The following is a 13,666-nucleotide window of genomic DNA, read 5'->3' as shown; positions in this document are numbered from 1 at the left end:
GCCGATTGCCCACAGGCTGAAGCGGTTGATACACTGTTCGGATGGTCTAGACGAAGAAATTTGGTGTGGCAACATAAACTCAACAGGCCCTAACTTAAACTAAAAACTATTCAAGGGATCGGGACGACAATGAGACGCTTTGCTCTGGCAGGAATCCTGCTTTGTATGTCCTCACTGGGACTGGCATACGATAGCCCGGTAAAGGCAGACTCCCCCAGCAGGTATACCGTTGAGAAAGGCGATACCCTGTGGGATATATCCACTACGTTTCTGGACAGCCCCTGGTTATGGCCGGAAATCTGGCATACTAACCCCCAGATAGCGAATCCCCACCTGATTTACCCCGGCGATGTTATCAGTCTGGTTTATATCAATGGCCAGCCCAGGTTGATGATTTCCAGTCGCGGGAAGCCTGGTCGAACGATTAAATTAACGCCAAAAATCCGGGTGAAGCCCGGAGAGTCAGCAATCCCGGCGATTCCCCTGAGTGCTGTGCAAAGTTATTTAAAAGGCGGTCATGTATTTTCCAGTGAGGAACAGCTGAATAATGCGCCTTATGTGTTTGCTGCGAAAGGTGGCAAATTGGTGTCAGGGGCTGGGGATAAAATATACGCACGGGGAGATTTTGCCGGACATACCCTGCGGTTTGATGTTGTTCGCCGTGGTCAGCAGATTGTTGACCCGGAAACCGATGAAGTGCTCGGGCTCATTGGCATTGATGTCGGAACCATCAACTTGAGTCGTGTCAGGGAAGGGGTTGCCTCCATGGTCGTACAGGACAGTAACATGGAGATGAAACCCGGTGACCGGGTGGTCAAGCAGGATGCCAGCGGACTGGTCACGACGTTTTTTCCAAGAGCACCGGCTGCGCCTTTAGAGGGTATTGTCACGGCTAACATGAACAACACAAAAAAGATTTCCAAGTTTGATACGGTCGTTATCAACAAAGGGGAAAGGGAGAGTCTCAGGCAAGGGGATATCCTGGCCGTCTATCGAAAGACACAAGAAGCCTTCGACCCATTTACCAATGAACAGGTCACTCTGCCCTCCGAGAGAATCGGTTTGGTGATGGTTTATCGACCTTTTGAAAAAATGAGCTATGGTATTGTGCTATCAGCTAAAGAGGATATTGAAGTTGGCTATATCCTCCGGAGCCCACAACCATAAGTAACCATTTATTCAAACAACAGCCCGAATGTTTACCGGGTGCTTCATTGGATGTGTGGCTTATTCGGACAGAGCTGTTAATAACCAGAATAAGCCACACAACTCCGGAAAGAGAATTCAATGATATACACTGATACCGACCAGAAGGACTGGTTACAGCTGCTCCCCTGGCTAACCCTTTCCCTTATTCCGGGGCTGGGGCCCATCAAATCCAGCCAGCTTATCGACAAATTCCAACATCCCAGCCAGCTTTTTTCCGCATCATTTAATCAACTGAAGAGTATTATTCCGGAGAAGCTGGCCAGTTTGCTGGTCAATGCCCACAGAGACTCATCTATTCAGAAACAGTTGCACCGGATACAGACATGGCTGGAAGCCAGTCAGGCCCATGCCATTGTGACACCAGATTCCCATCTCTATCCCAAAGCGCTGAAAGAGCTGCCTGATGCCCCGGTTGTGCTCTACGTCATTGGTAACAGGCAGCTAATCAGTGAGCCGCAGCTGGGCGTTGTCGGTAGCCGAAGGCCTACACCAAATGGTCGCCGGGTGGCCCGGGAATTTTGTGAACACTTATCAAGAAGTGGCCTGGTGATTACCAGTGGTATGGCACTGGGTATCGATGCGGCTGCCCACCAGGGCGCACTGGGTTGTTACGGTGCGACAGTCGCCGTGTTGGGTACCGGTGTGGATCAGGTTTATCCGGCAAGGCATGAGGATCTTTATCAGTTGATTGCCAGTCAGGGGGCCATCGTCAGTGAATATCCTCTGGGAACAAAACCCTTTGCCGGTAACTTTCCCCGTCGCAATCGTATTCTGTCCGGTTTATCCCTGGGAGTTCTGGTGGTTGAAGCAGCACTGGAAAGCGGCTCGTTAATCTCAGCAAGGCTGGCTGCGGAGCAGGGTCGTGAGGTTTTTGCCATACCGGGTTCGGTGCTGAACCCGTTAAGTCGGGGGTGTCATAAGCTGATCCGCGAAGGTGCGGTGCTGGTAGAAAGTCCTGATGATGTATTAATTGAACTCGCACCACAGCTCCATGGTGTTATGAATGAATTCTCTCCATCCACTTCCAGTCGAAAAGAGACAGACCCACTGCGACTTAAAGTTATTGAAGTGATGGGGTTTGACGTTGTCAGTGCGGATCAAATCAGCACACTTTCCGGGATTCCTTTTGCGGAGCTTTCTGTCGTGCTTACCGAAATGGAGCTTGATGGCGTAATAGAGTCCACATCCGGTGGTTTTATTCGTCTTGGCTGATTTGTGAATCAGCGGAAAGTATCGTGCTTTACACTTCCGGGTGTTGCTTCTGAACTTCTCTTGCTAGACTAGCGAACCTTACTGGTGATGCTTCGAAAAATATCAGCCCATGTGTTGCAATCTCGGGCTGACTATCTGGCGAATGCTGAAGCAGTTCTTGCGAAAGACGCTGTTCTCCGGCAGCCGTTAACTAGCTGAGAGTTATCCCTGAGAGATGTTTTCATGATGGATGTAGGTCAGGCAGCCAGAATAATCAGAAACGGCGGTGTCATCGCTTACCCCACAGAAGCCGTATGGGGGTTGGGATGTGACCCCTGGAACCAGCAGGCTGTTTATCGGATTCTTGACATCAAACAGCGACCGATTGAAAAAGGGGTCATTCTGATTGGTGCTTCAGAGGATCAGTTTGCCCCGCTACTTAATCCCCTCTCTTGTGAAGAAAGAGCCCGGCTGAAGTCTACCTGGCCAGGTCCTTATACCTGGCTTATTCCAGACCCTGCTGGCTGGGCACCCGACTGGGTCAGAGGCCAGTTTGATACGGTTGCTGTTCGTATCACTGCGCATCCACTGGTGAAAACACTGTGTGAAGCAACAGGGCACCCGATAGTGTCTACGTCAGCAAACCTTGCCGGTAAGGACCCGCTGTTAACGTTTTCAGGTGTAGAGGAAGTGTTTGGCTCTCTGCTTGATGGCATTGTTCCCGGCGAAACCGGAGAGCAGAAAACACCCTCAAAGATTCAGGACCTGCGTTCGGGTGAGCTGGTAAGGGCTGGCTAATATTACTAAAACTCAGGAATTGTCCCGGAATGTCAGAACCGTCTGTAGATCTCGTAAAGCAATACCTCCTGGATTTGCAGAATCGCATATGCACCGCGATTGAAGCAGAAGAAACCGGGGGCTCCTTCAGGGAAGACCAGTGGGACTATCTTGGCTCCGGCAACAAGGGTGATGGTGGCGGTAAAGCCAGAGTGCTTGAAGGGGGCACGGTGTTTGAAAAAGCCGGTGTGAATTTTTCCCATGTAACCGGGGATCAGCTCCCTGCCAGCGCCACAGCCCATCGACCACATATGGCTGGCAGAAGTTTTCAGGCCATGGGGGTTTCCCTGGTGATCCACCCGGATAATCCATTTGTGCCAACATCCCATGCCAATGTCCGGATGCTGATCGCCCATAAAGAAGGAGAAGCACCGATCTGGTGGTTTGGTGGCGGCTATGACCTGACGCCTTACTATGGCTTTGAAGAAGATTGTCAGCACTGGCATCAGGTGGCCAAACAAGCCTGTGATCCCTTTGGTGATGATGTCTACCCCCGCTATAAAAAGTGGTGTGATGAATACTTCTTCCTGAAACACCGCAACGAACCCCGGGGGATTGGCGGACTGTTCTACGATGACCTGAATGAGTGGCCATTTGAGCGCAGTTTTGAGTTTATGCAGTCGGTCGGCGACAGCTTTATTGATGCCTATCTGCCCATTGTACAGCGCCGTAAATCCCTGCCTTACTCTGAGCAGCACAAGCGTTTTCAGGAGTACCGCCGTGGCCGTTATGTGGAATTCAACCTGGTATACGACAGGGGTACTTTGTTTGGTCTGCAGTCCGGTGGTCGTACAGAGTCTATCCTTATGTCGTTACCGCCTCATGTCCGCTGGGATTACAACTGGAGTCCAGAGCCCGGCACCGAAGAGGCTCGACTGTATGAAGAATTTTTAAAGCCAAAAGACTGGGCATAAATCAAGAGGGTCTGAATCATGGCTGGGCCAGTAGACACGTATGCAGTAATGGGGAACCCTATTGCCCACAGCAAATCACCGGTTATTCACACATTGTTTGCTGACCAGACTGACCAAAGTCTGCGTTACACCGCCCTGTTGGTTGACGTTAGCGGCTTTAAAAAAGCGATCGATGAATTCTTTGAAAACGGTGATCTGGGGTTAAGTATCACCTTACCCTTTAAGGAAGAGGCGTGGCAGTTAGCTGAGAAGAGAACGTCACGAGCAGAAAAAGCCGGCGCGGTAAACACCCTGTGGCAGAATGAACATGGCCAGCTCCATGGGGACAACACCGATGGGCTTGGCTTGGTGGCAGATCTCCAGGCAAATAACGGTGTAACCATTAAAGGTACTCGGGTACTGGTTCTGGGAGCCGGTGGTGCCGTAAGAGGAGTGCTTGAGCCCCTGCTTGAAGAGCAACCGGTTGAAGTTGTTATTGCCAATCGAACCCGCAGCAAGGCTGATACGCTGGTTGAACTCTTTACGGATAAAGCCGTTTCTGCCTGTGGATTCGACGATATAGAGGGTCGTTTTGACCTGGTTATCAACGGCACTGCTGCCAGCCTGCAGGGAGAGATGCCGCCCATACCCGGCCATATTATTGATCAGAACACCTGCTGTTATGACATGATGTACGGTGCCGACGAAACCATTTTCAATCGCTGGTGTCGTGAGCAGGGTGCAGGTAAAACTATTGATGGGCTTGGTATGCTGGTTGAACAGGCGGCAGAGCAGTTTGCCATTTGGCGTGGTGTTCGTCCTGATACCCGTCAGGTACTTGACCTGTTGCGGAATGAAATGGCCTGACAGGTTCTATACTCCTGAACATGATTCTTTATATTACCTGTAACGCAATTACGGGATGATTTTCAGATATTGGGTTCGTTATGGATAAAGCGCTGCCAGTCACTGTAATGCCAGCCAATGTGATCGCCAAAGACCTCATGCCGGGTGACCTGCTGTTCCAACTGCGCTCAGGTGGAGAGGCCGAATGGGTTATCAGTCGGCTCTTTGCGGGTCGGGACGGTGCAGCCATTAATCATGTCGCACTCTACGACGGTGATGGCATGGTTATAGAAGCTGTAATGCCCCGGGTGCAGAAAACCGCTTTGGATGCTTTCGTCAGCAGCTCGGTTTTAGACAACCATGGCAGACCGTGTGTCCTGGTCTGTCGGCTGGTATCGAGTTATTCGGCACTGGTACCTGATGCCCTGGCGTTTGCAGAGCAGCAGCTGTCGATACCCTATGACCCTCACTACCGACCGAATCAGGAAGAGCACCAGAAAAGCTGGTATTGCAGTGAATTAATTGTTCATGCGTTTCGCCATGCCAATAAAGGAATTTTCCTGTTTGAAGAAACACCCATGAGTTTCCGGGATATGGAAACCGGAGAGCTGATGCCGTTCTGGATTGACCATTATCAAGCCATTGGCCAGGAGATACCGGAAGGGCTTCCCGGCTCACATCCGGCGCTGCTCTCCTGCTCCGACAAGCTAATGTCTATTAATAGTCTTGGATCACTTCCAGCAAAAAATTGTCAGGATTTATGCAGTCTGGAGCCAGGGTCAACACTGGCTTAGAACTCTGGCCTGAAACCATTTTCTGATCAGATCTGCACCAGTTTTGACTAACCTTATTTTCCTGCCTGATAGACTGCTGTCTTGATTTAATCAGTCACTGAGTAATCTGCGACAACCACACAATTCCTTCTGCTGTTGAAACTTTTCTCTAAAGTTAATGTCTGCGCGCAGAGAGAAAATAGTTTTCATTTTGTGAATGAGGTAGTTCCATGTCACCTAACTTTCCCGCTTTGGCTATTCCTGGTTTTGAGACTGTTATGCAGGATCTGATGACTGTGGCTCATGATGTTATGAATCGTGATCCAGATGATGATGACATAATCGATCTGCTTCCTGCCGTGCCGCAACATGTTGTCCCCTACCTTCCTGCCCGCAGCCACCAAAATGCGTCGGCAAAAAAACTGGAGGAGTTCAGTATTACCTTGCCTGAAGTGCCTGATGATTTTCCCCCTCAGGCTGGTGTTCGGGAGAAAAATGAAAAGTCAGCAGGGGCAGAGGCCCCTGAGAGTTCAACAGAATGTAATCCGCCGGATGAGCTTGCTGCACGCCGGAAGAAAAAAACACAGCTGACCGAGGCTATTATCGAATTACGACTTGAGTGTTCGAAAATTGAGCGTACATGGGCAACCTGTGTCCCCCGGGTGGATATCGATTCAAAAGAGGCCCAGGATGTAGTTTGCTACGCCACGGCCATGCGCTGCGGTGCATTGAAAAGGTCACTTGTCGCATACTATACGGCACAACTGGGAAAACAGGTGGAGATTGTTAATGTACAGGCAGAGGTTGTTAATGTTCAGGTGGCAAAGGATCATGGCAGACATGCTAATGGTCAGCAGCCTGTGGCTCAACCTGCAACGAGATTACCCAATAACGTCAGTATGTGCGTGGAAGCAATGAAGGCATTGGAGTTAGCGAAAAATGTAACTGCTGTTTATGATCCGGACAAAGAGCCACTTGAGAGAGATGCCAGGCTGGCAGAAACCATCAAAACCTATGAAGCCTATCAAAAAGTAAAAGGACAGTTGGCCGGCTTACAGGCATCCCTGCAGGCGATGAATGATAATTCGTGAATGAATGATTGCGTCGATTTTATCAAAGTTATGAAATAGACTGATCAGTTATCTATTCTCATCAGTAAAGCCAGAGGGCATCCAGGTAGCTTATTGTCACTGCAAGGCTTACCGCCCGCTGGCTGAAGGAATCCATGAACGCTTCTCAATCATCATTAACCGACCACTCCCTGGCTCAGACATTACAGAACGATATTGGCCGGGGTGCCAAATCACTCGGTCTTGATTTGTCCCCGGTTCAGGCGGATTTGCTGACCCGCTATGTTCTGCTGCTGAACAAGTGGAATAAAGCCTACAATCTTACCGCCATTCGTGACCCCAGAGAGATGGTCTTCAGGCATATTGTGGATAGTCTGAGTATTGTTCCCCATATTTCTGGCGAGGTGATTCTGGATGTAGGCTCAGGCCCGGGACTGCCAGGCGTGGTTCTGGCGATTATGTACCCTGATAAACAATTCACGACACTGGACAGCAATGGCAAGAAGACCCGCTTCATGCTTCAGGCAAAACTGGACCTTCAGCTCAATAACCTGGAAGTTACTAATTCCCGCGTAGAGTCTTTTCAGGTGGATGTCCCTTTTGACGCCATTACTTCACGGGCATTCAGCTCATTGGTTAATATGGTAGATGGCACAAAACACTTATTATCACCTTCAGGTGTTTATCTGGCCATGAAAGGGCTATATCCTGAAGAAGAATTGAAGGAATTGATGGATCGTCACGAAATTGAGCTGGTTGGCTGTGAGCCTTTAAAGGTACCGGGCACAGACGGCGATCGTCATCTTGTCATTTTGCGTAACAGGCATTGAATGGTATTAAACGGCTGTGGCTAAAATTCTAGCGGTAACCAATCAGAAGGGGGGGGTTGGCAAAACCACTTCCTGCGTTAACCTATCGGCTTCCCTGGCGGCCAGTAAGCAGCGGGTGCTGCTTATTGATGTTGACCCCCAGGGGAATGCCACCATGGGTAGCGGAATCGACAAACATGCTCAGCAATGGTCCGTTTATCATGTACTGACCGGGCGCTGTGATATCGAACAGGCAATCCTGCCATCCCGGGATGGCGGTTATGATGTGCTGGGGGCAAACGCCGACCTGACGGCAGCAGAAGTTGAGCTGATGGAGATGGACCGCAAGGAATCCAGACTCCATGACGCGCTTGCCAGAGTTGAAGATCAGTACGACTTTATCATGATTGACTGCCCTCCCTCTCTGAACATGCTGACCATTAATGCCATGGTGGCTGCCCGTGGGGTGATTATCCCGATGCAGTGCGAATACTATGCACTGGAAGGTCTGACGGCCCTGATGGAAACCATTGCAGGCCTGAGGGAAACCATCAATCCCGATTTGCACATCGAAGGTCTGCTGCGCACCATGTATGACCCCAGGATGACGCTGACCACAGAAGTATCGAGACAGCTCATCAACCATTTTGGTGATCAGGTCTACCGAACCGTGATTCCCCGTAATGTTCGACTTGCCGAGGCACCGAGTCATGGTAAGCCGGTACTGGCCTATGACCGGAACTCCCGTGGTGCGGTGGCTTATCTGGCCCTGGCCGGAGAGCTGGTACGCAAGCATGACATCAAGGGGCTTAACGGCAAGTCGACAAGGAAAACAGGAACTCACTGACCCATGGCGAAACAACGTCTCGGTACTAACTTAAATGCACTGTTGGGTAGCGCCAGGCTACCGTCATCCCTGTCTAATGATCTTGCCGGGCCATCACCGGTCAAGGAGTCACTGGATGGGACAATGAAAGACCTGCCCGTTGAATTTCTGGTGCGTGGCAAGTACCAGCCCCGCCGAGACATGCACCCCGATGCCCTGGAAGAGCTGGCTGAAAGTATTAAAGAGCAGGGCATCATGCAGCCAATCGTGGTTCGTCCGGCCGGGCAGAATCGCTATGAAATCATTGCCGGTGAGCGTCGCTGGCGTGCAGCACAGCTGGCAGGCCTCGCAGAAGTTCCTGCCCTGATTCGTGAGGTTCCCGATGAGGCTGCCATTGCCATGGCACTGATCGAAAACATCCAGCGGGAAGACCTGAATCCTATTGAAGAAGCAATTGCGCTTTCCAGACTGCAAAAAGAGTTCGAACTGACCCAGCAGGAAGTGGCCCAGGCCGTCGGTAAGTCCAGGGCTGCCGTTGCTAATATATTGCGACTGATGGCCCTGAACCCTGAAGTAAAGAAAATGCTGGAATATGGCGACCTGGAAATGGGCCATGCAAGAGCGTTGCTTTCCCTGGGCGAACAGGATCAGTTAGAAGTAGCCCGGACCGTTACCGCAAAGGGATTGTCTGTGCGTCAGACGGAAGCACTGGTTCGCCGAATCCAGCAGGAAAAGGAAAAAGGCGGAAAAACCGTTAAGCGGCTTGACCCTAATATAAGGCAGCTCGAAGATGAGTTGTCTGAAAAGGTAGGAGCCAGGGTCGCCATTCAGTGCAGTGCCAAAGGAAAAGGCAAGCTGGTCATTTCCTACAATTCACTGGATGAGCTGGATGGCGTGTTGGCCCATATCCAGTAAATACCGCTTTTTTATCTCCTCTGCGCTCTTTCCCGGGGCGCATCCCAAACATAATACTTGATTATCTCCCACCTTATACCAGACTGGCTATCTGGTTATATTCAATGATCGACCTGCGCTTTTTCAAATGGATTGCTGTTGATTGACATTCACAAAAAACGCAATTTGGAAGATTTATTATGAATACGGTCACTCCTGAGGATCTCACGGCCTTCAAATCGGTTCTTCCCTTTCCCGTTGTGGTTTGCCACCACCTGTCAATGCAGTCTGGCAATGCAGGGGAATTCAATGGTCAGTCGGTCGTGTGCCAAAACCCCACAACACAATTGATCCGCTCCTCACTATGCCAGTGCAATATGCTGTTTCGCGACAATGCCGACATTCAGGAATTAGATACGCTGTTACAGAACAGGGTCATCGATATTTACGCCAAACAAGTCCGTAGTATATGCCAAACATCTGTATATGGGCCCCATGATACGGTGTATTGGTACTCTCCACTGTCCGTGCGTGACCCAAATATTCTGAAGAAACTGCAATGGTATTTGAGTCAGGGTGGGGTTGATATCAATCAGCCTATTAACTTTGCAGGGGAAACCCTGATGCACCAGTTTTGTAAAGCGAGCTGTATTCTTCGGAGGAATAGTCTGAATCGGTCTCAGTACCCGGTTCATCCGGATATCGTAGTTATCTGGCTTTTGAGTCATGGGGCTTCGCTGACTACGGATCGATTGGGCAACACGCCATTACACACTGCCTGCTCCGCTGGTGCTACCCGGGAGCTTATGGCCATATTATTGAAGAAAGTCAGGGAAAATCCCGAAATCCTTGATGCATTGAACAACAACGACGAAACAGCCCTGTCTAATGCGTTGAGCTCAACTTCCTGGAATGCTATGGCCGTGCTTTTATTGCGGGCAGGAGCCAGTACCGGTGACGTCGACAATCGTGCCCAATACATTCCGATGACGACAATGATCAAAGATCGCAGGCTTGATAGCGAAAAACTGGGGTTGCTTGCCATTCATGGATTAGATATCAGTAACTGCATCAGTGAAGCATCACTTTTTGTCAGTAAAATGATCCCCCGTTACTTCCGTAGTGATGTCCAGGTACTGCTCTACTGGATAAAAGAAGGGTTGGCCCTGAATGGTGTTGATAGTGATGGCCAGTCATTGCTTTGGGTGTGTTTCAGTACCTTCGAAGAAGATGAAGAAGATGAAGAAGATAGCGGGTTTAGCTGGAAGCTGGAATTATGCAGTTACGTCCTGAAAGTTGCCTACAAATACCATTTTCCAGAAAATATTGACGCTCTGAAGGGGGCTATTTCGGACACATTGATGGAAACCCGGGAGGAGGATATCGGTAGACTGCTAAAAGACTATCCGGATGTTTTCTATCTTATTGATGATACGGTCGAAATGATTGCCAGCTATTTGAGTGAACACAATAGAGTGAAGCTTGGCGACTTGCTGGCACAAGCCAGGGCTGAGCACCCCGTAGGGATGAGTCTTCGGCCTTTCATCTACCTGCCCTATGAGCCTGTTATGGAATCGTGCACCGATGCTTTCATGAAACGTATGGAAGCCATGTTCTTCGCATCAACCAGTGATTTTATCAGGGTAGGGTTGGAGCCTGACAGACGTCGTTTTACAAGAACTGAGAGTGACGATGGGATAGAGTCTGATATTGAAGATAGTGATGAGGATGAAGATTCTCAAGACAATCCCTCAATTAACTATTCACATATTCGATTATACGACTGGCTTTTAGAACATCGGCTTGGATCATTACGGCAACTGCTGCTGTCACACAAAGAACTTCATAAAACGATCTGTAAACATCAACAGGAGCTGGCTTGCGAGTTATCGGTTGAAAATGAACAGCGGCTTAAGAGATTACTTGGTGAAACGGGTTCAGTGGATGAGTTCAGATGATAAATACGCATAATGAACCTCTGATGGTGTTCCTGATTGCATAATGGCAACGAGTGTTACAGAGCCCCCTCTGAGCAACAATGGGAGCTTTCTACTATTTCTTTGACTGCTCATTCAATCCTTCATTAATCGTCGGAGTGTCAATTCTGACTGGTATCTACAACAATCTTGATAAACATGGTGTCATCTTTAACGTATCCATGTTCCAGCCTGGAGAGTGCCAGGAACTTAGGGCAGCCAATGGGGATGTTACTTGGCTTTATTGGTCGTTGATAAGATAGTGAATTCGGGTCGGGGGAGAAAGCGTCGAACTCGTCATCTAAACCATTCTGATCGAGGATCATAAAAGTAATTTTGTGTTGAAACGGCCAACGCTGAATAGCATCATAGTCACCTTTCATTAAAGCCAGAAACAAGCTGATATGAGTGCCTTTTCCTGATCCATCACCATTCAGGTAGACCCTTGCTCGCATCTTATACCCGAATTCGCTGGTACAGAATGGCTGTGAATATATGGACTCTGGGTTGTGATTGATAGCCGCCATCCGTTTGGCTGCAAATCCATCAATCTTCCATACCAGGGTACCGTTCCGGGATGCTGTTTTGTCCTGTAAGGCATTGACTTTAAGGGCTCCAGCCATCTGAGGCAAAGTATTGGGATCGACATCCCTGAGTTGACTCATCAAATGAAGTGCATTGGTAATGTCGTTTTTGATATCAGCAATAGCAAGACGATTTTCTTCAGTCTGAGATTCTAGATTATTGTAGAGTTGCTTAAAGTCAGGCGGTAGTGAGGTACTGGGAGACGTTCTCAGCGCCTGAAGTTTTGCGTTAAATTCCCGGGTAATTTGTTGCATTTGTTGTTTCATTAATTCCATATCTTTATCCAGTGATGCCATCCTGTTTTGGATAGATGGTTGTGGCTTTTTGAGTAGCGATTCCAGCTGTTTTATCTGATCAATAAGCTGATCTATCCTTCTGGCATCCTCTGAACGATCGTGTTGTAGCATTCTTATCCTGTCTTTCAGGGGAATATTTTCACATTTGTCGAGATGACCCTTGATACCGTTATAAGACCCGCGCCATGTGCAACCAGTGTTTCTATAGGTGGTGTTTGAAGGGCATTGACTTTGATAAACAAATTTTATTTCCCGGGTTGAATTGGTGTCCGGAAAAAGGGAGTCTTTATCTATAGGGCAACGGTAGTCAGATAAATCCCCCGGGGGGAAGTTTGGTTGTTTATATTGCTCATGCTGTACGCAATGACGACACAGTAAATGCCCTTGATAGCATTGGACTATGTCTCCGAGGATGTGATCCCTGCTACAACGTACTACATTTATGTATGATGGGGGCAACTCAGTGATCATCCTGACACCACGGTGGAAAAAAGTGTTGATGAGATCTGGAGGAAGCCCGGAGGAATTATTTGTCGCTGGATTATCAGGGAGGGCTCTACCAGAAAGCATTGAAGTAAATGACTGGGCGGCTTGCATTTGAATTTCCTGTTATCACGTTCAAGCCCTTTGGATCATGAAACAGTATGAAAAGTTTCAGGCAATAATGTTTTTGTGGTGAAAAATCCCTGAGCCCGGCACAGCCAATCAAGCGAGCTGTGTGTTCATAGACTGGCTCATAAGTACTACTAACATTATATCACATCGGTTGTTCTAGGTGATTATACTTAAAACGACTGTCGCTTATTGATTAAAGTCAAAATTTCTCTATCATGCGCCTTACTTCCACGGACTGACCCAAACGGTCATCCACGGATCAGCAGAATGAATCATCATCGCTGACCGGAAAGTGCGGTTTGAAAATGGGTTGTTTGGATTGAATGAAAAACAACCGGTTGACAAATCAAGCTGGCGCGGTAAGATGCGCCTCCGCTGACAGGGCTTGAGAGCAACGTTAGCGAGTTGGAAAGCTTCTTTCTTCTTCTGAAAAACGAATGCTTGACAACGAAAGTCGCCACGGTAAGATAGGCGGCCTTGCTTTCGGTGATCGGTTGGCAGTTGCCAGTGACCAGTTATCCAGAGCAAACGTTCTTTAACAAGATATCAGACAATTCGTGTGGGCGCTTGTGCGATTGCATCGGTTAACTGGCCTCTCTTTAAGAGAGTGTTCAGAACTATTTAAGATGCTTAATTGATCAAGCGAACATACCTGTAAATTCATGTACGTTTAATTGTGACATTGAGCCGTTGCCTTGCTTTTCGAAGTAAAGCAACACAACGATTTAAACTGAAGAGTTTGATCATGGCTCAGATTGAACGCTGGCGGCAGGCCTAACACATGCAAGTCGAGCGGTAGCGGGAAGAGCTTGCTCTTTGCCGACGAGCGGCGGACGGGTGCGTAAC

12 protein-coding genes and 1 rRNA gene are annotated in these 13,666 nt (G+C 48.9%); 12 read left to right on the top strand and 1 reads right to left on the bottom strand.

Annotated features, from left to right (window positions below; all coding sequences use genetic code 11):
• The first annotated feature begins 165 nt into the window (after window positions 1–165).
• From J7439_RS02815 to J7439_RS02765, 11 genes are all read left to right on the top strand, one after another.
• Window positions 166–1,167, top strand: a complete 1,002-nt coding sequence (locus J7439_RS02815) for a LysM peptidoglycan-binding domain-containing protein (RefSeq protein WP_209200249.1) — start codon at window positions 166–168, stop codon at window positions 1,165–1,167.
• Between the two features lie 120 nt (window positions 1,168–1,287).
• On the top strand, window positions 1,288–2,421 hold the full coding sequence (gene dprA, locus J7439_RS02810; RefSeq protein ID WP_209200248.1) for a DNA-processing protein DprA: 1,134 nt from the start codon (window positions 1,288–1,290) through the stop codon (window positions 2,419–2,421).
• Between the two features lie 222 nt (window positions 2,422–2,643).
• On the top strand, window positions 2,644–3,198 hold the full coding sequence (tsaC, locus tag J7439_RS02805; protein ID WP_209200247.1) for an L-threonylcarbamoyladenylate synthase type 1 TsaC: 555 nt from the start codon (window positions 2,644–2,646) through the stop codon (window positions 3,196–3,198).
• Between the two features lie 29 nt (window positions 3,199–3,227).
• The gene (gene hemF / locus J7439_RS02800; protein WP_209200246.1) at window positions 3,228–4,151 is read left to right on the top strand and encodes an oxygen-dependent coproporphyrinogen oxidase; all 924 of its coding nucleotides are present in this window, start codon (window positions 3,228–3,230) and stop codon (window positions 4,149–4,151) included.
• Between the two features lie 18 nt (window positions 4,152–4,169).
• Entirely contained in the window at window positions 4,170–4,997 is an 828-nt protein-coding gene (gene aroE, locus J7439_RS02795) for a shikimate dehydrogenase (RefSeq protein ID WP_209200245.1), read from the top strand.
• An 80-nt stretch (window positions 4,998–5,077) separates the two neighbouring features.
• A complete protein-coding gene (locus J7439_RS02790; RefSeq protein WP_209200244.1) occupies window positions 5,078–5,770 on the top strand; it encodes a YiiX/YebB-like N1pC/P60 family cysteine hydrolase in 693 nt (230 codons plus the stop codon).
• Window positions 5,771–5,979: 209 nt separating this feature from the next.
• Window positions 5,980–6,840 carry a hypothetical protein gene (locus J7439_RS02785; RefSeq protein WP_209200243.1) on the top strand — a complete coding sequence of 287 codons (861 nt, stop codon included), beginning with the start codon at window positions 5,980–5,982 and terminating at the stop codon, window positions 6,838–6,840.
• A 134-nt stretch (window positions 6,841–6,974) separates the two neighbouring features.
• Entirely contained in the window at window positions 6,975–7,649 is a 675-nt protein-coding gene (rsmG, locus tag J7439_RS02780; RefSeq protein WP_209200242.1) for a 16S rRNA (guanine(527)-N(7))-methyltransferase RsmG, read from the top strand.
• A 16-nt stretch (window positions 7,650–7,665) separates the two neighbouring features.
• Window positions 7,666–8,475, top strand: a complete 810-nt coding sequence (locus J7439_RS02775) for a ParA family protein (RefSeq protein WP_101746999.1) — start codon at window positions 7,666–7,668, stop codon at window positions 8,473–8,475.
• A 3-nt stretch (window positions 8,476–8,478) separates the two neighbouring features.
• On the top strand, window positions 8,479–9,369 hold the full coding sequence (locus J7439_RS02770) for a ParB/RepB/Spo0J family partition protein (RefSeq protein ID WP_209200239.1): 891 nt from the start codon (window positions 8,479–8,481) through the stop codon (window positions 9,367–9,369).
• A 179-nt stretch (window positions 9,370–9,548) separates the two neighbouring features.
• On the top strand, window positions 9,549–11,306 hold the full coding sequence (locus J7439_RS02765; protein ID WP_209200231.1) for an ankyrin repeat domain-containing protein: 1,758 nt from the start codon (window positions 9,549–9,551) through the stop codon (window positions 11,304–11,306).
• A gap of 140 nt (window positions 11,307–11,446) precedes the next feature.
• Here the strand turns inward: J7439_RS02765 and J7439_RS02760 are convergent, their stop codons facing one another.
• Complete coding sequence (locus J7439_RS02760) at window positions 11,447–12,802, bottom strand: TNF receptor-associated factor family protein (protein ID WP_209200229.1); 1,356 nt, start codon at window positions 12,800–12,802, stop codon at window positions 11,447–11,449.
• A gap of 745 nt (window positions 12,803–13,547) precedes the next feature.
• Between J7439_RS02760 and J7439_RS02755 the strand changes: the two genes are divergently transcribed.
• Window positions 13,548–13,666, top strand: a 16S ribosomal RNA gene (locus J7439_RS02755); the annotation flags it as partial.

The sequence above is a fragment of the Salinisphaera sp. G21_0 genome (assembly GCF_017744115.1).
Lineage (GTDB): Bacteria > Pseudomonadota > Gammaproteobacteria > Pseudomonadales > Endozoicomonadaceae > Endozoicomonas.
This window is presented reverse-complemented; position numbering and strand designations above follow the sequence as displayed.